Below are 20485 nucleotides of genomic sequence, written 5' to 3' on the forward strand. Positions count from 1 at the left end.
CCGTCGATCAGACCCGGCTCATCATGCGCGGCCTGCGCCACGACCGTCCCGGTGAGGAGGACAGCTTCAGCATCGAAACTTCGAACGCGCTCGCCGGCCTGCTTGCCACCGTCACTGGCTACTTCGGCGCGGTCGCGGTTGCCATCGCTGCCATCTCGCTTGTAGTCGGCGGCATCGTCATCATGAACATCATGCTCGTCTCGGTCACCGAACGCACGCGCGAGGTCGGCATCCGCAAGGCGCTTGGCGCGACGCGGCTCAACATCCTGCTGCAGTTTCTCATCGAAGCGGTGGTGCTGTGCCTGTTGGGCGGATTGATCGGCGTGATGCTCGGCGCCGGCGGCGCGTCGGTGCTGCACCGCGTGATGCACTGGAACACTGACGTGTCCAGCGGGTCGGTGATTCTGGCATTCGTGTTCTCGGGGATGGTCGGCATCGTGTTCGGCGTGTGGCCGGCGCGGCGGGCGGCGACACTCGATCCGATCGTTGCGTTGCGATACGAATAGATTTTCGATCGACGAACGCAGGTGGTGGCCCGCGCTACAGGTTCCGGCGCGGGCCATTTTTTGTGTCCGTCGCCGCGAAATTTGTTGAAGCTCGAACTGGTTCGCGCGCCGTCACTTGCGTGAGGCGGCGTGAAACGCGCATCCTGAGAGTATCGGCCGCCACGATGCACGAGGCGGCCGCTTCGCTACCAGGCCATCGCTCCGTGTCGAATCCGATTTCCATCGAGCCACCCGCGCGCAGCACCGTACACGCGAGCTTCGTCGTGAATGACGAAACCCGCGAGGCCGCGATCGCGCCGCACAAGACGCTGCTCGAGGTCCTGCGCGAGGATCTGTTGCTCACCGGCACGAAGCACGGGTGCGAGTTGGGCGAGTGCGGCATGTGCACGGTGCTGATCGACGGACAGCCCGTGCTCTCCTGTCTCGTGCTCGCGATCGCCGCCACGGATCGCGCGATCACGACAGTGGAAGGTCTGGCGAGCGGTCCCTCGCTCAGTCCGCTGCAGCGCGCGTTCGCGGAGCTCGGCGCCGCGCAGTGCGGCTACTGCACGCCGGCAATGCTGCTCACGGCGCAGGCGCTGCTCGACCGCACGCCGCACCCGACGCGCGAGGACATACGCGACGCGTTGAGCGGCACGCTGTGCCGGTGCACCGGGTATCTCAAGATCTTCGAAGCGGTCGAGCTGGCGGCGGACCGCGCCGGGAGCGCCGATGCCTAACGATCTGACGGCCGCTCAGGCGGAGCAGCAGAAGCGCGCCTATCGCGTGATCGGCACGCCGCGTCAGAAGGTGGATGCGGCGGCGAAGGTGACCGGTGCGCTGCGCTTCGCCGACGATCTGGTGCTGCCCCGGATGCTGCACTGCACGCTGCTGCGCGCGTCGCTGCCGCACGCGCGCATCGTGCGCATCGACACGACGCGCGCCGCCGCACTGGCGGGCGTCGTCGCGGTGCTCACCGGCGAAGCGCTTCCGATCCCGTTCGGCATCTTGCCGATCACACAGGATGAACACGCCCTGTGCATCGACCGTGTGCGCTTCGTCGGCGATCCGGTGGCGGCCGTGGCCGCCGTGGACGAGGACACGGCGCGCGCGGCGTGCGACCTGATCGACGTCGAGTACGAGGCGCTGCCGTCCATCGGCTCGATCGACCAAGCGCTGACGACGCCCGAGCCGCAGATCCACGACTATGCCGACGAGGGCAACGTGCACAAGCACGTGGCGCTCGATTTCGGCGGCGTCGACGAGGCGATGCGCACGGCCGACCTGGTGCGCGAGGACGTGTTCTTCTACGAGGGGAACACGCACCTGGCGATGGAGCAGCACGCGGCGATGGCGGAGTGGTCGACGGACGGGCGGCTGACGCTGTGGACGAGCACGCAGACCCCGCACTACGTGCACCGGGCGGTGAGCAAGGTGCTGCAGATGCCGCCGGCGCACGTCCGGGTGATCGCGACGCCTAACGGAGGCGGGTTCGGCGGCAAATCCGATCCGTTCAATCACGAGATCGTCGTTGCGGAGCTCGCGCGGCGGACGGGACGTCCGGTGAAGATCTGCTTGACGCGCGAGGAAGTGTTCTACTGCCATCGCGGCCGGCATCCGACGCTCATGCGGATCAAGACGGGCGTGACGCGCGACGGGCGCATCGTGGCGATGGATTTTTCGTCGGTGCTCGACGGCGGCGCATACGGGTCGTACGGCGTGGCGAGCATGTACTACACCGGCGCGCTGCAGACGGTCACGTACCAGGTGCCCACCTATCGCTTCCGCGGCGCGCGTGTGTTCACCAACAAGCCGCCGTGCGGACCGAAGCGCGGCCACGGCACGCCGCAGCCGCGGTTCGCGCTCGAGTGCCACCTCGACAAGATCGCCGAACAGTTAGGCGAAGATCCGGCGGCCTGGCGGATGCGGATGCTGCAGCCGCCCCAGAGCATCACCGCGAACTGGCTGCGCATCGGGTCTATGGGGCTGGGGCCGTGCATCGAAACCGTGGTGCGCGCGAGCGGCTGGGACGCGAAGTTCAGGCAGCTCCCGTTCGGGCGCGGCGTCGGCATCGCGTGCTCATCCTACATCTCCGGCGCGGGGCTGCCGATTTACTGGAACAGCATGCCCCACTCGTCGGTGCAGCTCAAGCTCGACCGGTCGGGCGGCGTGGCCGCCTTCTGCGGCAGCACCGACATCGGGCAGGGCTCCGATTCGGTGCTCGCGTACTGCGTGGCCGAAGTGTTAGGCATCGAGCCGGTAGACATCCGGGTGGTGACCGGGGACACGGACCTGACGCCGGTGGACCTCGGCTCCTACTCGTCCCGCGTCACCATGATGATGGGCCACGCCGCCATCCAGGCCGCCGAGCGCGCCCGCGCGTTGCTGGCCAGGGCCGCCGGCGAACGGTTAGGCATCCCGGCCGATCGCCTGGTGTTCGCCGATCGCCGCGTGTTCGACGCCGAGGATGCCGGCCGCGGCGTCTCGTTCGCCGAGGCGGTGCAGCTCGCCGAGACGCGCGACGGCGCGATCGGCGCGGTGGGCTCGTACACGCCGCCGCGGTCGCCGGGCCGCTACAAGGGCGCCGGCGTCGGGCCATCCCCGGCGTACTCGTACTCCTGCGCCGTCGCCGAAGTCGAGGTAGAACCGGAGACCGGCATTGTGCGGGTGCCGAAAGTCTGGATCGCGCACGACATCGGCCAGGCGATCAATCCGCTCCTCGCCATCGGACAGGTGGAAGGCTCGGTGTACATGGGGTTAGGCGAAGCGCTGATGGAGGAGATGACCTACCGCGACGCCGAGCGGCGCCTGGTGCACCACCACCCGAGTATGCTCGAGTACAAGTCGCCGACGACGTTCGAGATGTGCGACGTGGAGTCGTATCTGATCGAGGCGGCCGAGCCCGGCGGACCATTCGGCGCGAAAGAAGTCGGACAGGGACCCCTGCTCCCGATTCCGCCGGCGGTGGCCAATGCGGTCTACGACGCGGTCGGCGTGCGCATCGACGAAGTGCCGTGCGCGCCGCACGCGGTGTTGCGCGCACTGCGCGACAAGACGCGCGGCAAAGAGCCGCGCTACGGACCATCGTCGTTCCCGGACTATGCGTTCCCCGAACCGACGCTCATCCGGACGCCCGCCCAGGGCGGCGACGGACGCGAGGCGGACCATCGGCCGCACAGCGAGGTCGGCGGACCGGGCCGGGCAGGCTGATGCTGCGCCTTCCGCGATTCCAGTACGTCTCGCCGCCAACGGTGATCGACGCGCTCGGTGCGCGATTCCAGTTAGGCAGCGACGCGATGTACGTGGCCGGCGGCACCGACCTGTACCCGAACATGAAGCGGCGCCAGCAGACGCCGCGGCACGTCATCTCGCTCGCGGGCATCGAGTCGCTGCGGGAAATCCACAGCGGTCCCGAGCTGGGCCTGCGCATCGGCGCCTGCGTCACGCTGGCGCAGCTGGCGGCGGATCCGATCGTCCGGCGGCACTATCCGGCGGTCGCCGCCGCGGCCGGGCTCGTGTCCACGCCGCCGCTGCGCAACATGGGCACCATCGGCGGCAACCTGCTGCTCGACACGCGCTGCAACTATTACGACCAGACGTACGAGTGGCGCAAAGCGATCGACTTCTGCATGAAGAAGGATGGGCGGATCTGCTGGGTCGCACCGTCGAGCCCGCGCTGCTGGGCGGTGCAATCGTCCGATGGAGCGCCCGTCGCCGTTGCGTTAGGCGCCTCGGTGATGCTGGCCAGTGGCGGCGGCGTGCGCCGGGTGGCGGCAGAAGACCTCTACCACAACGATGGCATCCAGTATCTCACCAAGCGGCCGGAGGAGCTGCTCGTCTGGTACGTGCTGCCGCCGGTCGGCGCGTGGCGCGCCTCGTACGTGAAGCTCAGGCGCCGCGGCTCGTTCGACTTTCCGGTGTTAGGCGTCGCCGCGCGCGTCGACTTCTTTCCCGACGGCACCGTCCGCGACGCGCGCATCGTGCTCGGCGCCGTCGCGTCGTATCCGATGCGCATCGCGGCAGCGCGGGAAGCGCTCGTTGGGCGGCCGCTCGATGCCGCATCGATCGCCGACGCCGCCGACGCGTCGTTCAAGCCGGCAAAACCGATGGACAACACCGACTTCACGCTCTCGTGGCGCAAAGAGATGGTCCGGGTGTACGTGACGAAGGCGCTGGAGGAAATAGCGTCGCAGTCGTAGTCGACCATTTCATTGCACGGCGCATTCGCGTCGAACGTGCCGACCTAAATGTGAAATAGCCGCTGTGCGTTGCCACGCCCAATTTTTTCACGGTCCGAATCGCTGATCGCGGCGTGATCAAACCAGTCTGCCGCGATGGCCGTGTCTTCGAATGGGAAATCCACCGAGTAGAGGACGCGGTCGGCGCCGACTTCGGCCACGACTTCGATCAGCGTCGGCGTCCTAAAATTGCCGCTCGTCGTGATGTAAAAGTTCTCTCGCAAATAGTGACCAATGGGACGCTTGGCGCTCGGCTTGGCTCCCAATGTTCGCGATACGCGGTTATCGATACGCCAGATGTTGCAGGGGAGCCCTTCTCCCAGGTGACCGAGAATAATCTTGAGCCTCGGATAGTCGTCGAACAATCCGCTGCCCATGAGGCGGAGGGCATGGACCGAAGTCTCCGCCGCGAATCCCCATACTGAGCTGATTAACCAACGATGGCCTTCGTAAGCCGGTTCGCCGGCGGATGCCGATCGCGGGTGCAGATAAAATGGAACATCAAGCTCCTGCACCGTGGCCCAGAAATCACGGTACTGCGGCAGGTCGTAGAACACGGTGGATTCCGCCGTGTCGATCTGCGAGTATCCGTTGACGAGCGCCCCACAGAATCCCAGTTCTTTGATGCAGCGCGTTAGCTCCTGAGCCGCAACCTGCGGATCCTGCAGCGGTAGCGCAGCAAATCCCTTGAAACGTTTCGGATTCTTGGCGATCTGCTCGGCGAGATGGTCGTTCGCGCGCCGCGCCACGCGAATCGCCTCGGGAATGCTCGGAATTGCCTGGATGCCGTCCCCGACTAGCGAAAGAATGCAAACGTCCAAACCGCCTCGGTCCATCTCGGCGATTCGCGCACTTCCAATATCGGCCAACCGCCTTTGAAATTCGGCGCTACCCAGCGCCCCATAGCTCGCGGCTAGAGTCTCCGGGACGACAAAATGCTCTTCCAACGCAATCTTGCCGGACGAGACCGAGTCGGACGTTGCGTCATTTGCACTCGTTAGGCGGGCCTCGGTTCTCTCGGCACTGACAAATGACAATACGCCGCACGATGCCCAGATTCCGGCGGCGCGCTGGAGCAGCCGACGTCGTGTAATCACGCTGTTGCCGTCGAGGGACCTCATTCGCGCCCTCCCGTTCGCTGGATCGAAAAAGGCTCTCAACTCTACGACAAACGGTCGCGCAACGGGATGTGTGAACGGGATGATCCCCAACAGCGACCTCATCTTATAGATGAGCTCGGCGAAACCTTCGCGAGGGTATTGCGAAGATATATCGGGCGACATATCTTAGTCCGTCGATATATCTACGACATATCTTTGGGATGGAGGCTACCTATGTGTCACGACCACTGGGGCGCTAAAGGATGGGCTGGTGCGGGACGGGGCTTTGACCCCGGCGTCATGGGCTGGTTTTGGGGCGGTGGCGGGCCGCGTGGCCGCCGCGGTTTCAGGGGCGGGCGCATGTTCGAGCAGGGCGATCTCAAGTACGTGATCCTCAAGCTGCTCGAGGAGAAGCCCCGCCACGGTTACGAGATCATCAAGGAGCTCGAGGAGCGGTTTCGCGGCGCGTACGCGCCCAGCCCCGGCACCGTGTATCCGACGCTGACCATGCTCGAGGACATGGGCTACGCCCGCGCAACACAGGAGGAGGGAGGCAAGCGGATCTACGAAATCACGCCCGAAGGACGCACCTACCTCGCCGAGAACAAATCGACAGTCGAGGACATCTTCGAGCGGATTTCGGAGTTCGGCACGAGCTTCTTTGGACCACCGATGACCGAGGTCAACCGGGCGTTCAAAGAGCTGGCTCGCGCCACCTACAGCATGGCGTGGCACAACACGTCCGACGCCGACAAGATCCGCAGGATCCGCGACGCGCTCGACCGCGCGCGCAAGGAAATCGACGAGATCGCCCGTTCCGGGGGTGCCGCTGGGTCGTCTGGGGCATCGGGAACCGCAGGCTAGTAACCTGCAACGCTGGACTGCGCGGTCGTTTGCGCTAAGTTCCAAGGCGGGCTCTGGGTCGCGGATTTAGTCCGCGACCCGATTTTTTGGTCCGATCCACACGAGTGGTCGCCTTACGTTCTTCGCGACCGCAGGGTGTATGTCAAGGCTCAGATTTCTACATGGCCGCTGAACCAGCCCGCTCCGGTGCACACGCGCCGGCTGATGCGGGCGCGGGAAGCGCTTCTCCAACGACAACCGGATCGTTCAGCGGGACGTTCTTGGCCCGTCCTGATCGCGAACGGATCGAAGAGCGCCCGCGAGGGCGGAAGCTTGCGATCCTGTCGCTGACAGCGCTCGGCGTCGTCTTCGGCGACATCGGGACCAGTCCGCTGTACGCGATCAAGGAGTGTTTCAGTCCGTCGAGCGGGATAGCGCCGACGGCGCCCAACGTGTACGGCGCACTGTCACTCGTCGTGTGGGCGCTCACGCTCGTAGTGAGCGTGAAGTATTTGTCGTTCATCATGCGGGCGGATAACCGAGGCGAGGGCGGCATCCTCGCGCTGCTCGCGCTCATCCAGCGCGGGCTGCGCGGACGCGTGGGCATCGTGCCGGTCGCGGTCCTCATCACGCTCGGGTTGTTCGGCGCAGCGCTGTTGTACGGCGACGGCGTCATCACGCCGGCGATCACGGTGCTCGGCGCGATCGAAGGGTTGCGGGTGGCCACGCCCGTGTTCGGCAAGATGGTCGTACCGCTCAGCGTGCTGGTGCTGTTCGTGTTGTTCCTGTTCCAGCGCCATGGGACCGACCGCATCGGCAAGGTGTTCGGCCCGGTGATGCTGTTGTGGTTCGCCAGCATCGCCGCGTTAGGCGTGGCCGAGATCATGAAAGAGCCGGCGATTCTGCTGGCGGTCGACCCGATGTACGCGATCCGGTTCTTCGCCGAGAACGGGTGGCAGGGGTTCTTCCTGTTGGGCGCGGTGGTCCTCGTGCTCACGGGCGCCGAGGCGCTGTACGCCGACATGGGGCATTTCGGTCGGCGTCCCATTCGCGCCGCGTGGTTCGTGCTCGTGTTCCCGGCCCTTCTGCTCAACTACTTTGGCCAGGGCGCATTGCTGTTGCGCGATGCGAGCGCGGCGACCAACCCGTTCTTCCGGCTCGTTCCCCAGCCGCTGCTCTACCCCATGGTCCTGCTCGCGACGGCGGCGGCAGTGATCGCGTCGCAGGCGCTCATTTCGGGCGCCTTCTCGCTCACGCAGCAAGCCATGCAGCTGGGGTATTCGCCGCGCGTGACGATCACGCACACATCGAAGCACGAGGCCGGCCAGATCTACATCTCCGAAGTGAACAAGGCCCTGATGGTCGGCTGTATCGGCCTGGTGCTCGGCTTCCGGTCATCGAGCGCGCTGGCGGCGGCGTACGGCATCGCGGTCACCGGCACAATGGCGATCACCACGCTGCTCTTCTTCTTCATCTCACATGATGAGTGGAAGTGGTCGTTGCCGCGGGCGGGCGCCTTTCTGGCTGTGTTTCTCGTCATCGACGTCGCCTTCCTCGTCGCGAACGCGGTGAAGGTGGAGCACGGCGGCTGGTTCCCGTTAGTCGTCGCGGTGGTGTTGTACATCATGATGTCCACGTGGAAGCGTGGACGCACGCTGCTCCAGGACTTGCTGCGCAGCGCGAGTCTGCCGATCGACCTCTTCCTGGAGGACGTGCGCCGCCGCAAACCGCCGCGCGTTCCGGGCACCGCGGTATTCATGACCTCGGATACGAGCGGCGCACCGGTGGTGCTGCTGCACCATCTCAAGCACAACAAGGTGCTGCACGAGCAGGTGGTTCTGCTGTCGGTGCTGACGGCGGACGTCCCCGAAGTGCCGGCGGCCGAGCGCTTGCGGCTCGATCCGTTAGGCGAAGGATTCTACCGGGCGATCGCGCACTTCGGTTTCATGCAGACGCCCAGCGTGCGCGAGATTCTCTCGCGGTGCGAAGCGTTGGGGCTGCGTGCGCGGCAGGCGGAGACGTCCTTCTATCTCGGCCGCGAAGAGCTGATCCCGACCGGCAACACGCCGATGGCGCGGTGGCGCAAGAAGCTCTTCGTGTTCATGGGGCGCAACGCGCGCGCCGCCACGCAATTCTTCGGGCTTCCGCCTAACAGAGTCGTCGAGCTGGGCGCCCAGATCGAGTTCTGATGCGCCGCGCGCACCTCGTGGCGGCAGCCGTCGCGCTCGTCGCGGCGCGCTCGCCGGCGCAGGAGGCCGCCGATCCGCACGACGCCCAACCCGAGCGACCCACGGTCGCGACGCACGCGTACACCGTCTGGCCGGGCTGGATCGAGCTCGAGGCGGGCGTCGAGCTGGACCGCTTCGATGCCGGCGTGCACGCGTTGAGCACTCCGGTGTCGCTCAAGATCGGCGTCGCACCGCGTCTGCAGCTCGAGCTCAGCGACGCCTGGGTGCGCAACACGAGCATCGGCCCGGCGCGGGAGGCGGGCGGCGATGTGACCGTGTCGCTCAAATGGCGCATCGCCGACAGCCTCCCGGTGCTCGGCTCGTTTGCGGTGCTCCCCGCGCTCGAGTTACCAACGGGCAGCGTGCGCGACGGCACCGGCACCGGTTCCAGCGACGCGAAAATCACGCTGATCTCGAGCCACCAATTGGGACCGGTGGAGCTCGACATCAATGCGGGGTATACGCGGCGCGCGAGCACCGCGCACGCATCGCGGGACGCCACGCTGTGGACGGTGTCGGCGGGCACGCCGGTTCGCGGCGTGCTCGGCTGGACGGCGGAAGTGTACGGATTGCCCGGCACCGGCGGACCGCATGGCTCGGCGCCGATCGTGGCCCTGCTCACGGGTCCGGTCTTTACCGTTAGGCGTTGGGCCGAAGTCGATACCGGCGTGATCCTGCCGCTGGACGGGCCGCAGCCGCACGCGCTCTACGCCGGCGGCACGTGGAACATCGGGCGCCTCTGGTGAGGCGCCCGGGCGCTCGTCAGTGCGCCTTCACGTGCAGCGTCAGCCGCGACCCTTTGCGCAACACGATGAACGTGTTGTCCTCATCGCTGTCGATCGAGATGGATGCATGGTCGCCGTCGCGCACCGACTTGCCGTTGTGCGACACGATCACGTCGCCGGCCTGCAGCGGGTGCCAATCTTCGGTCGCATCGAGGACCAGGAGCCCGTCTTCGCTGCCTTTGCCGAAATAGCTGCTCAGCTCGGGGCTCACCACGGACATGCGCAGCCCGCCAATCATGACCGAGCTGCCCGGACCGCCGCTCAGCCAGCCGTTGCTCCCCATGGCGCCGGCATCGTCCCACGCGCTGGCTGCGAGGCGAGCCCGTACGGCCGCGAGGCGCGACTGCACGTTCGCCAGGTCTTCCTGGCGCAGCGCGAGGGCGCGAGCGTCCACGGCTGCGCGCTTGGCGTCCTCGATCTCGATCTGCATGGGGCGCATCGATTCTTCCAGGCCGCGCAACTGCACCATGGGCGCCGCGGGCGCGATCCAGGTGGCGCCATCGAAGGAACCGATCCGCAGGCGGCGTCCATCCCTGTCCTTGTACACGTCGGCGGCGCGGGCCGTGGTCACCTTCACCGTTTTCGTGGCGCCGTTCGCGTACACCTGCATCGTGACCTCGTCGCCGGCCTTCTTTGACTGCAGCTCGCGTGAGAAGCGGCGCTGCTTCGCGCCTAACAACTCGCCGCCCACCGCTTCATCGGCGGGCACGCGCAGGTCGACGCCGTCGATCGACGCGATGCGGTTCCCTTCCTCGATGCCCGCCTTGTCGGCCGGCCCGTCGTTCTCGACCTGCGTCACCAGAAGGCCTAACGTGTCGCGCGTGCTGCCGCCGCCATCGAGGCTCATGCCAACCACGGCGCGGTCGTCGTAGTCTTCGGACGACATGCGCACGGGACGCACGGTGACGTCCTCGAGTGCGGCCGTCTTCACCTTCACGGTCTTGTAGGCGCCATCGGCGTACACCTGCAGCGTGACGTCGTCGCCCGCCTTCACCTTCCCCAGTTCGCGCGCGAGGCGGCGCGTCATGATGCCGTCCATGTCGGGCTCGCCGGCATCGCCGGGAGCGAGCTTCAGGTTCTCGCCGTTGATCGACGCGATGCGATAGCCCTCGAGCAAGCCCGCCTTGTCGGCGGGACTGTCAGGCGTGACGTTCTCGATCAACAACCCGAGCGTGTCCCGCTTGCCCGAGGCGCCGGTGGTAATGCCTAACGCGGCGCGGTCATCGTTGTCGTTGCTCGACAGCCGGACCACCGTCATCGCCTTCGAGGGCTGGTCCTGAGCCGCAATCGGGACAGCGCTGCCCAGCACCACGACGGCGCCGAGTACGAGATGTGTTGGTCGCATACTGAAAACGCTCCTGGGCCGGGTAGAAGTAGGACCTGCACCGGATGAGTCACCGGGGCCCCGAGGACGGTTGCCCTCCTGCATTCCCTTGGACACCGGCCACTGCGATATTTCGCCCCATGTCTACCGCAGTTGGCCGGACGCCGCCGCCCGCACCGTCGACCGCGCCGCAAGGCAAGGATCTGGACGCCTTCGAGCATCACTGGCAGGATGAAGCGGACGCGGCGTTTCTGTACCGCGCCCTGGCCGATGCCGAGCGCGACGCGCCGAAACAGGACCTCTATCGGCGGTTGGCCGAGGTCGAGGACCGGCACGTCACCATCTGGGCCGATCTGTTGCGACGCGCTGGCCGCGCGCCAAAGCCGTTCGTCCCGTCCGCCCGCGCGCGACTGCTCGCGATCCTTGGACGCACATTCGGTCCGCGCTTTCTGCTGCCGATGCTGCTCGCGGAAGAAGGTCGCGAAGTTCGCGGCTACCTGTCCATGCACCGCTCGCTTCCATCGGGCGGCGCCGGCAAGGGCGAAGCGCTCCTATTAGCCCGCGAATCGGCCGAGCACGCGAGCACCTTGGGCGAGATGGCGGGTCGGGCCGGTGAGCCGTGGCACCGTGCCGAATCGGGCGGCTTTCTCAGAAACGTGGTCTACGGCTTCAACGACGGGCTCACCGCGAACTTCGGGCTCGTCGCGGGAATGATCGGCGCGACCGCAAGACAGGCGCACGAGACTGTAGTGCTCGCCGGTATCGCCGGACTCATTGCCGATGCGCTGTCGATGGGCGCGAGCGGCTATCTCGCGGCGAAGAGCGAACAGGAAGTGTACGAGCACGAGATCGCCATGGAGCGCACCGAAGTCGAGCTGATGCCCGAAATCGAGCGCGATGAGCTGGCGCTCATGTACGAAGCCAAGGGCATGGAGCGGACGGCGGCGCAGGAGCTCGCGACATCCGTGATGAGCGATCCGAAGCGGATGCTCGAGGAGCAGGTTCAGGAAGAGCTCAAGATCGGAGAGCAAGCTGCGTCACCATTGCGCGAAGGCTGGGTGACCGGGCTCGCGACGGCGGTCGGGGCGTTCATTCCGGTGTTCCCGTTTCTCGTCATGCGGGGACTCGATGCGATGATCGCGTCGTTCGTCATCGCGATGCTGTCGCATTTTCTGGTTGGCGCGGCGCGGTCGGTGTTCACGGGGCGCAGTGTGTTGCGATCCGGCCTGGACATGTTCGTGGTCGGACTGGGTGTTGCGGTGACCGGATTCTATGTGGGCGAATGGGTGGCACGCACGATGCACTGAGCTCGAGCCCGCAACCAGCCGCGCATCCGCAGCATCACGAGTCATTCTGGTCTTTCAGTCGATGGACGTGCGCTTCATATTGGCGCGTCCTCCACATGTTCCATCGCGTCCGTGGATTCATCACAGGCCCAACTGCAACAGGCCCTCGGTGACGCGTTCGTCATAGAGCGAGAGCTCGGTGGCGGAGGCATGAGCCGGGTCTTTCTCGCCACGGAGCAGCGGTTGAAGCGCCGCGTGGTGGTGAAGCTGCTGCCGCCCGAGCAGGCGAGCGCGGTGAGCGCGGCGCGATTCAAGCAAGAAATCGAGATGGCAGCGCATCTCCGGCACCCGCACATATTGCCGGTGCTGACGGCGGGCGCGCGCGACGATCTGCTGTATTACGTGATGCCGTACGCGGAGAGCGAGTCGCTGCGCCACCGATTGACGCACGAGCGGCCGCTGCCGGTGGCGGAGGCGGTGCGGATTCTCCACGAGATCGCGGACGCGCTCGAGTACGCCAACAATCGCGGCGTCGTGCATCGCGATGTGAAGCCGGAGAACATTCTGCTCGAGGGCGACCACGCGGCGCTCACGGATTTCGGGGTGGCGCGGGCGATCGTGACGGCGCAGGGCGCAGCGCGCCTAACCGGGACCGGCCTCGGCGTGGGGACGCCGGGTTACATGGCGCCCGAACAGGCGTCGGGTGAGACGCACATCGACGCACGGGCCGACATTTATGCGCTGGCGGTGGTCGGCTACGAGATGCTGGCGGGCGTGCCGCCGTTCAGCGGTCCCAACGCGCAGTCCGTCCTGGCGGCGCATCTTCGCGACGCGCCGCCGGACCTGCACCAGGTGCGTCCCGAGGTGCCGGTCGGACTCGCGCGCGCGATCACGAAGGCGATGGCCAAGGATCCGGCGGACCGGTTCGCGACGGCCGGCGAGTTCCGGGACGCAGTGGTGGCCGGGGCCGGTCCGCTGCCCCGCCGGCCGCGCGCGCTCACGCCGGTGGTGCTGGGCATCGCGGCGGGCGTGATCGTTGCGTTAGGCAGCGCGATCACGTGGTACTGGCGCACGCATCACCTGGCGCGCGTCGATCCCGACGTGATCGCGGTGGCGCCGTTCGACGTCCTGGACGACGGGCTGTCGCTCTGGCACGAGGGCTTGGTCGACGTGCTGTCGCGCAACCTCGATGGGGCGGGCCCGCTGAGCAGCGTCGCGCCGACGACCGTGATCCGGCACTGGTCCGGGCGGGCGGATCGCCGTTCCGCGGTAGCGTTAGGCCGAAAGACCGGCGCCGGACTGGCGGTCTACGGATCGATTTCACGATCGGGCACGGATTCGGTGCACGTGAGCGCCACGCTCGTCAACGTGTCGACGGGCCGGTCGATCGGCGACGTGGACGCCGAAGACGCCCAGTCCCACATCGACCGCCTGTGCGACTCGCTCAGCGTACGGCTGCTGCGAAACCTGAGCCGCGTGCGGCGGATCGCGGTATCGTTAGGCGGATCGATGGGCTCGTCGTCGCTCACCGCGATCAAGGCCTACCTGCAAGGCGAGCAGTGGTACCGCGCGTCCAACTGGGATTCGGCCGCCGCGGCGTACGACCGGGCCATCGCGGCCGACTCCAACTTCGCGCTCGCCTGGCTGCGAGCCAGTTTCGTGCATGGATGGAAGGACGGCGCCAATGACGAACAATCCGTAGCCGACCGGGCGCGCGCCGGGCGACTCAATCACGGATTGTCGCCCCGCGACAGCCTCATCGTCGCGTTCGTGGGCGTGACCGGAGACGGCGGAACCGGCGCAACGCTGGCGGCGTTGGACAACGCGCTGATCCGGCGCTACCCGAACGATCCCGAGGTCTGGTACCTCACCGGCGAGCTGCGTGAGCACCTGGGACACGTGCCCGGGCACTACTTCACGAGCCAGGAAATCATCGACGCCTTCGATCGCGCGATCGCCGGCGACTCGCAGCTCGCGCCCGCGTACATCCATCCCATCGAGGAGTCGTTAGCACTCGACGACTCCGGCCGCGCCTTACGCTACGCGCAGGCGTATCTGGCAGTGGATTCGATCGGAACCGAGGCCAACGTCGTTCGCATGGTTCGGGCGCTCGTCGCGCCGGGCGTGGCGGCGGCAGCGCGCGACAGTGCACTGCGGGCTGCATCGCCCGCTGAGCTGCTCCAAGCGCACTTTCTCCTCGACAAGTGGCCCGACCTCGCCGAGCGGGACATTCAAGCGCTCACACGCCTGAGCGCGCCGGGACGCGATCCCCCTGGTTTGTCGTACGACTCTGCCACGGTGGAGCGCGTGCTCGCGTTGCGGCTGGCGATGCGCGGACACGTGCGTCGCGCGCTGGCGGAAGGCGATGAGGGACGGCGGCCGGTATTCGCCTTCAGCGCGGCGCTCGCGGGGCTCATTCCGAGCGACACGGCCGCTGCCGAAGCGACGGCGCTGTTGTCGCACCCGTCGCCCCAGCTCGTGTACGCGATTCCGTGGTGGGGCGCCACCCACGACTCGGGCAGTCTGCGCCGGGCCGCGGCGGCGCTCGAGACGATCGCGCGCGTCCGCGTCCCGCCGTCCGACGCCGCCCTGCTCTCGTTAGGCGAACGCGAAGTGCCCGCCTATCTGGCCCTGGCGCGGCGCGATTCGGCCGCGGCGCTCGCACTCCTGGCCGCGATCCCGGATTCGCTGTGTGATGCCGTCGAGTGCGCGCCGGCGCGCGTCGCCCAGGCCCAACTCCTCGCGGACAGCGGACGCCGCGCCGAGGCGCTCCGCCTGCTGCCCACGCGCACCATCACGTTCGGCTCGCCGCTCAGCGTGCCGACGGAATTGCTCCGGGCGCACCTGCTGGAGCGGTTAGGCAAACGCGCCGAGGCGCTCGACGCCTATACGTGGGTCACCAAGGTGTGGCGATCGCCGGACTCGGTGCTCGTCCCCGTGGTCACCGAGGCGCGCGATGGCATCCGGCGCCTCACCACCGAGATCGGCACGGGCCGCTCGCTGCTCGACACCACCAAGTAAGCCCGCGGCCGGCGTTCCGTTAGGCGCTGGCCGGCGTCACACGACGAGGTTGAGCAGCCGGCCGGGCACGAAGATCACCTTGCGCGGCGTCCCGGTGACGAACTTCGCAATGGAAGGAACCGCCAGCGCCGCGGCGAGCGCATCATCCTGCGCGATGTCCCGCGCCACCCGCACCGTCCCGCGCAGCTTGCCGTTCACTTGCACGGCGAGCTCGATCTCGTCTTCCGCCGCCAGCGCCGGATCGAACGCCGGCCACCGCGACGAGAACACCGTTCCCGTGTGGCCTAACCGCTCCCACAGCTCCTCGGCGATGTGCGGGGCGTACGGCGCCACGAGCTGGACCAGCGGCTCGACCTCGGCGCGGTGCGGCACGCGCTCCCCGCCGCGCAGCGTGTTCATGTATTCCATCATCGCCGCGATTGCCGTGTTGTAGCCCAGCCGGCTCGTGTCTTCCGTCACCTTGCGGATCGCGCGGTGCAGCTTGCGTATCACCGCATCGTCCGGCACGCCGTCGCTGCGCATCTCGTGCGCCGACGCCCAGAGCCGGTCCAGAAACCGGCGCATGCCCGAAATGCCGCTGTCCCGGAAGTCGCCGCCTTCCTCGAGCGGTCCCATGTACATGAGGTACAGGCGAATCGTGTCGGCGCCCCACCGCTCGATGTATTCATCGGGGTTCACGACGTTGCCCTTGGTCTTGGACATCTTCGCGCCGTTCCGGATGAGCAGCCCGTGGGCACGGAATCGCGTGAACGGTTCCTCGAAATCCAGGTACCCTGCGTCGTGCAGCACCATCGTGATGAACCGCGAATACAGCAGGTGGAGCACGGCGTGCTCGTTGCCGCCGATGTAGATGTTCACCGGCAGCCACCGCTTCGTGCGGCCGGCGTCGAAGGGCACGTCCGTGAACTCGGTGCTCGGATAGCGCAGGAAGTACCACGCGCTGTCGAGGAACGTGTCCGACACGTCGGTCTCGCGCCGCGCCATCTTGCCGCATTCGGGACACGGCACGCGGTACCACTCTTCGTGCCGTGCTAACGGAGACACGCCGCTGTCGTCCGGACGGAAGTCCGTAATCGGCGGCAGCAGCACCGGCAGGTCCTTCTCCGGCACCGCCTGCATGCCGCACGCGTCGCAGTAGATGATCGGGATCGGCGGACCCCAATAGCGCTGCCGGGAGATCGTCCAGTCGTGCAGCCGATACGTGACCGTCGGTTTCGCGCGGCCGCGTTCGCCTAACCAGGCCACGATGCGCGCCTTGCCCTCGGTCGTGGTGAGCCCATCGAACGGCGGCGAATTCACCAGACGGCCGCCTTCGTTGTCGGTGTACGCCTCGGCGAGCGGCGCCGCCGCATCGTCGCCCGGCGCGGCGACGACGCGCACGATCGGCAGATCGAACGCGCGCGCAAACGCAAAATCGCGCTCGTCGTGACCCGGCACGGCCATGATGGCGCCGGTGCCGTATTCCATGAGCACGTAGTCTGCCACCCACACCGGGATGCGCGCACCCGTGGCCGGATTCACCGCGTAGCCGCCCGTGAACACGCCGGTCTTTTCACGATCGCCGACCTTCCGGGCCACCAGATCGCGCTTGCCCGCGCGCTCGACATACGCGCGCACCTGATCCCGCTGCGCCGGCGACGTGACGGCGTCGACTAACGGATGCTCGGGAGCGAGCACGACGTAGGTCGCGCCGAAAATGGTGTCGGGCCGCGTCGTGAAGACGCGAATCGATGCGTCGGCGTCCGCCACCGCGAAGTCGATCTCCGCTCCTTCGGACTTGCCGATCCAGTTCCGTTGGGCGGTCTTCGTGGTGTCCGACCAATCGATCCAGTCCAGATTCGCGAGCAGCCGCGGCGCGTACTCGGTGATCTTGAAGAACCACTGTTCGAGATAGCGCTGCTCGACCGGCGTGCCGCACCGCTCGCACGCGCCGTTCACGACCTGTTCGTTCGCCAGCACCGTCTTGCACGACGGGCACCAGTTCACCGCCGCCTTACCGCGGTAGGCGAGCCCGCGCTCGAGCAGCTGGAGGAAGATCCACTGCGTCCACTTGTAGTACGCCGGATCCGTGGTGGACAGCTCGTGCGACCAATCGACCATCAGCCCAACGCGGCGCAGCTGGCGCCGGAAATTCGCGATGTTGCGCGGGATCAGCTCCATCGGATGGATGCCGACCTTCAGCGCGTAATTCTCGGAATGGATGCCAAAGGCGTCGAACCCGATCGGCTCGAACACCGTGTGTCCCTGGAGGCGCTGGAATCGTCCATGAATATCGTTGCCCGTGAACGCGAACACGTTGCCGATGTGCAAGCCTTCGGCAGACGGGTACGGGAACATCATGAGTTGGTAGTACGGACGCTCCGCGCCGGTGAGATCGGGCGAGTTGGTTCGCTCGGCACGCCACCGCTCCCGCCACTTCTGCTCGATGGCGCCCGGATCGTAACTCGCGTGGCCCGCGGCCGTGGAGTTGGGTGTGGACGAAGTCATGTTGCGTCTCGCCGCGGACGAGGGACGGGCATGGTCCAACGGCTCGGAGTGAAAGCAACGCCCGTGATATGTACGGCCTTCGGAAATCTAGCCCCATGAGCATCGCACACAAGCGCGCGACACTCGACGCCGACACCATTGCACTCGGGCGCAGCGTGCGCTCGGTGCAGCGGCGCATTGTCGCCGGCGGCGGCACGCTCGCGCTGTGCGTCGTGTCGGTGTTCGCGCTGGTGGCGGATCACTGGATCCGGAATACGCTCGCCGGCCAGCCGCTCGACCATCTGCACGGCGCGGAGACATCGATTCTGCTCGGAGCGGCAATCATGCTCGGCATCGTCGAGCTCGCGCTCATTTACCTGAGCCGCTACGTGTCGCGTCGCGTGACGGAACCGGCGGCCCTGCTCGCCGAAGCGGCGGAGCGCGTCGCCGCAGGCGATCTTGCCGTGGACATCGCGCCCATTGGCGAGGACGACGAGCTCGGTCGGTTGGGCAGAGCCACCGGCGGCATGATCGCGGAGCTCCGCCGTCTGGTGCGCATCCTCAGAGAGTCTGCCCAACAGACGGCCGCGCAGTCGGCGGAGATCACGGCGGGCACGGAGCAGATGTCGACGGCGGCGGGCGAGATGGCGCACACGTCGAGCGAGCTGAGCGCTCAGGCGGCCGAGATGGCGCAGGCGATCGCGCGCACGGCAGCCGATGCATCGACCCTTTCCGGCATCGCGGACCAACTGTCCGCCGGCGCGCACGAAGGGGTGGAGCGCAACGACGCGCTCCATGCCCTGGCGCGCGCCAACCGGGCGGGACTCGACGCCAGCGAAGCTGCGTTAGGCAGCCTCGCCGCCGAAGCCGAGTCGTCCGCGGCGGCCGCCGCCGACCTGGTGAATGCGTTCGAGCAGATCCGCTCGTTCGTCACGCTCGTCCGCCGCATGGCGCGCCAATCCAAGCTGCTGGCGCTCAACGCCTCGATGGAAGCCGCGCGCGCCGGCGAGCAAGGCGAAGGCTTCGCGGTCGTCGCCAGCGAGATTCGCAAGCTTTCGGCAAATTCCAACAGCGCGGCCGAGCGCACCGAAGAGATGGTCATGTCGCTGTTGAGCAAGGTCGAAGCGTCCCGTGAGTCGAGTCGCCGCACGGCCGCCACCGTCGCCAGCGTCCGCGAGGCCACCGAACGGGCGCTGTCGTCGTTCACTGAGGTCGAACGCGCGGTTGCGCAGACCGAAGGTTGGACGCATGCGATCGAGCAGGCGGCGAACCAGTCGCGCGAGCTCATTGCCGAATCGACCATACGCCTCGAGCACCTTGCGCGTGGCACCGAGTCGTTCGCCGCGGCCATGGAACAGGTCGCCGCATCCACCGAACAGCAGAGCGCTGGCGCGGAGGAGATCGCTGCCGCCTCGGCCGCTCTGGCCGATGCATCGCGGAAATTGTTGGCCCAGATCTCGGCGTTCCGGCTCGACGAAATCGCCCTGCCACCGGAGCCCGTGCGCCGGCGCAGCCGAGGCGTCGCCGTACAACCGGCCGTCGACGTCGCGCCCTCTCCCGCGTAAGTCGCGCCCGCGGCTGTTGGCCGCGCGCGACGCCGCGTAACTTCCTCGCGGTTCTCCCACCCGCGAGTCCACATGCGCGTCTCAACGGCCCTGTCCGTTCTAGTCGGGCTTTGTCCGGCTGTCGTTCTTTCTGCGTCGACCGCAGCCGCGCAGTCCCGGCCGCACTTTCACCATCTGGCAGCGACGCCGACCACCGTCGCCTGGGGCTATTACAGCGCCGCGGCGAAACCGGTGCTCCGCGTCGCGTCCGGCGACACCGTGGAAGTGGAAACGCTGATCACGAACTCGCCCCAGGGTCTGGAGCGGGCGGGCCTTCCGCCTAACGAAGTACAGCAGTCGCTGCGCGACATCACGACGAAGGTGACCGACAAGGGTCCCGGTGGACACATCCTCACCGGCCCGATCTACATCGACGGCGCGGAACCCGGCGACGTGCTCGAGGTGCGCATCCTCGGCATCTCGTTCCCGGTCGCGTACGCATACAATGGATGCAGCGGGTTCCTGCCCCAGAACTGCGGGCCACCGCACCACTCGCAGATCATTCCGTTAGACACCGTCCATATGATCGCGACGATCGACTCGACGATTCGGGTCCCGATGCGTCCCTTTTTCGGGAGCATCGGCGACGCGCCGCCGCCGGATTCGGGCCGGCTCTCGAGCAATCCGCCGGGCACGCACGCGGGCAACATGGACAACCGCTCGCTCACCGTCGGCACCACGCTGTACATCCCGGTGCACGCGCCGGGTGCGCTGCTCGAGATCGGCGACGGCCACGCGGCTCAGGGCGACGGCGAGGTGGATCAGACGGCGATCGAGACGTCGCTCACCGGCCGGTTCCAGGTGATCGTGCGCAAGGATCTCCACTTCGAGTGGCCCCGGGGCGAGACGCCTACCGAGCTCATGACGATGGGCATGGACAAGGATCTGACGCAAGCGACGCGCGTCGCCGTGCAGCAGATGGTCGATTTGTTGGGCGAGCAGTTAGGCCTGCCGCACGACAAGGCCTACGCGCTGGCGAGCGTCGCCGCGGATCTCAAGATCGCCGAGCTGGTGGACGGCAACATGTGCGTGTACATGACCATCCCGAAGACGATTGCCGGACCGACGTTCAAGCCTGCGGCAGCGACGGGCGCCGGCCCCTGAT

The 20485-nt window shown here is 67.1% G+C and carries 14 protein-coding genes; 11 read left to right on the plus strand and 3 right to left on the minus strand.

Annotated elements, in window-relative coordinates; genetic code table 11:
* The 4 genes from VFW04_11930 to VFW04_11945 form a co-directional block, all read left to right on the plus strand.
* Positions 1–506: FtsX-like permease family protein (locus tag VFW04_11930; protein HEX5180032.1), on the plus strand; the 506-nt coding region annotated here is incomplete at its 5' end.
* 203 nt (positions 507–709) lie between these two features.
* Positions 710–1225 (plus strand): (2Fe-2S)-binding protein, encoded by a 516-nt coding sequence (locus VFW04_11935; protein ID HEX5180033.1) that lies wholly within the window; start codon positions 710–712, stop codon positions 1223–1225.
* Positions 1218–3695, plus strand: coding sequence for a molybdopterin cofactor-binding domain-containing protein (locus VFW04_11940; protein HEX5180034.1), 2478 nt, complete (start codon positions 1218–1220; stop codon positions 3693–3695). Before VFW04_11935 ends, VFW04_11940 begins: the two co-directional genes overlap by 8 nt.
* Entirely contained in the window at positions 3695–4684 is a 990-nt protein-coding gene (locus VFW04_11945) for a xanthine dehydrogenase family protein subunit M (GenBank protein ID HEX5180035.1), read from the plus strand. Before VFW04_11940 ends, VFW04_11945 begins: the two co-directional genes overlap by 1 nt.
* A 44-nt stretch (positions 4685–4728) precedes the next feature.
* Here VFW04_11945 and VFW04_11950 read toward each other — a convergent pair whose 3' ends face one another.
* On the minus strand, positions 4729–5844 hold the full coding sequence (locus tag VFW04_11950) for an amidohydrolase family protein (protein HEX5180036.1): 1116 nt from the start codon (positions 5842–5844) through the stop codon (positions 4729–4731).
* A gap of 213 nt (positions 5845–6057) precedes the next feature.
* Here VFW04_11950 and VFW04_11955 point away from each other — a divergent pair, with 213 nt between their 5' ends.
* The 3 genes from VFW04_11955 to VFW04_11965 all read left to right on the plus strand — a co-directional run bounded on the left by VFW04_11955 (position 6058) and on the right by VFW04_11965 (position 9640).
* A complete protein-coding gene (locus VFW04_11955; GenBank protein ID HEX5180037.1) occupies positions 6058–6687 on the plus strand; it encodes a PadR family transcriptional regulator in 630 nt (209 codons plus the stop codon).
* Between the two features lie 260 nt (positions 6688–6947).
* Positions 6948–8855 (plus strand): potassium transporter Kup, encoded by a 1908-nt coding sequence (locus VFW04_11960; GenBank protein ID HEX5180038.1) that lies wholly within the window; start codon positions 6948–6950, stop codon positions 8853–8855.
* Positions 8855–9640 (plus strand): hypothetical protein, encoded by a 786-nt coding sequence (locus VFW04_11965; GenBank protein ID HEX5180039.1) that lies wholly within the window; start codon positions 8855–8857, stop codon positions 9638–9640. The genes VFW04_11960 and VFW04_11965 overlap by 1 nt, the downstream gene beginning before the upstream one ends.
* A gap of 16 nt (positions 9641–9656) precedes the next feature.
* On the opposite strand, the gene VFW04_11970 is transcribed toward VFW04_11965, so the two are convergent.
* Entirely contained in the window at positions 9657–11024 is a 1368-nt protein-coding gene (locus tag VFW04_11970) for a PDZ domain-containing protein (protein ID HEX5180040.1), read from the minus strand.
* Positions 11025–11143: 119 nt separating this feature from the next.
* Between VFW04_11970 and VFW04_11975 the strand changes: the two genes are divergently transcribed.
* The gene (locus tag VFW04_11975; GenBank protein ID HEX5180041.1) at positions 11144–12310 is read left to right on the plus strand and encodes a VIT1/CCC1 transporter family protein; all 1167 of its coding nucleotides are present in this window, start codon (positions 11144–11146) and stop codon (positions 12308–12310) included.
* 111 nt (positions 12311–12421) lie between these two features.
* Entirely contained in the window at positions 12422–15310 is a 2889-nt protein-coding gene (locus VFW04_11980) for a serine/threonine-protein kinase (GenBank protein HEX5180042.1), read from the plus strand.
* 36 nt (positions 15311–15346) lie between these two features.
* Here the strand turns inward: VFW04_11980 and leuS are convergent, their stop codons facing one another.
* The gene (leuS, locus tag VFW04_11985; protein HEX5180043.1) at positions 15347–17797 is read right to left on the minus strand and encodes a leucine--tRNA ligase; all 2451 of its coding nucleotides are present in this window, start codon (positions 17795–17797) and stop codon (positions 15347–15349) included.
* Between the two features lie 95 nt (positions 17798–17892).
* Here leuS and VFW04_11990 point away from each other — a divergent pair, with 95 nt between their 5' ends.
* Positions 17893–19341: a methyl-accepting chemotaxis protein gene (locus VFW04_11990; GenBank protein ID HEX5180044.1), complete on the plus strand. Its 1449-nt coding sequence runs from the start codon at positions 17893–17895 to the stop codon at positions 19339–19341.
* Positions 19342–19413: 72 nt separating this feature from the next.
* The gene (locus tag VFW04_11995) at positions 19414–20484 is read left to right on the plus strand and encodes an acetamidase/formamidase family protein (GenBank protein HEX5180045.1); all 1071 of its coding nucleotides are present in this window, start codon (positions 19414–19416) and stop codon (positions 20482–20484) included.
* The last annotated feature ends 1 nt before the right edge of the window (position 20485 follow it).

The sequence above is a fragment of the Gemmatimonadaceae bacterium genome (assembly GCA_036273715.1).
Lineage (GTDB): Bacteria > Gemmatimonadota > Gemmatimonadetes > Gemmatimonadales > Gemmatimonadaceae > JADGGM01.

Excerpts from the sequence above, each read along its gene's own strand:
- VFW04_11975 (HEX5180041.1), top strand. The coding sequence starts at position 11,144 with ATGTCTACCGCAGTTGGCCGGACGCCGCCGCCCGCACCGTCGACCGCG.
- VFW04_11940 (HEX5180034.1), top strand. The coding sequence starts at position 1,218 with ATGCCTAACGATCTGACGGCCGCTCAGGCGGAGCAGCAGAAGCGCGCC.
- VFW04_11995 (HEX5180045.1), top strand. The coding sequence starts at position 19,414 with ATGCGCGTCTCAACGGCCCTGTCCGTTCTAGTCGGGCTTTGTCCGGCT.
- VFW04_11990 (HEX5180044.1), top strand. The coding sequence starts at position 17,893 with ATGAGCATCGCACACAAGCGCGCGACACTCGACGCCGACACCATTGCA.
- VFW04_11970 (HEX5180040.1), bottom strand. The coding sequence starts at position 11,024 with ATGCGACCAACACATCTCGTACTCGGCGCCGTCGTGGTGCTGGGCAGC.
- VFW04_11965 (HEX5180039.1), top strand. The coding sequence starts at position 8,855 with ATGCGCCGCGCGCACCTCGTGGCGGCAGCCGTCGCGCTCGTCGCGGCG.
- VFW04_11950 (HEX5180036.1), bottom strand. The coding sequence starts at position 5,844 with ATGAGGTCCCTCGACGGCAACAGCGTGATTACACGACGTCGGCTGCTC.
- VFW04_11945 (HEX5180035.1), top strand. The coding sequence starts at position 3,695 with ATGCTGCGCCTTCCGCGATTCCAGTACGTCTCGCCGCCAACGGTGATC.
- VFW04_11955 (HEX5180037.1), top strand. The coding sequence starts at position 6,058 with ATGTGTCACGACCACTGGGGCGCTAAAGGATGGGCTGGTGCGGGACGG.
- leuS (HEX5180043.1), bottom strand. The coding sequence starts at position 17,797 with ATGACTTCGTCCACACCCAACTCCACGGCCGCGGGCCACGCGAGTTAC.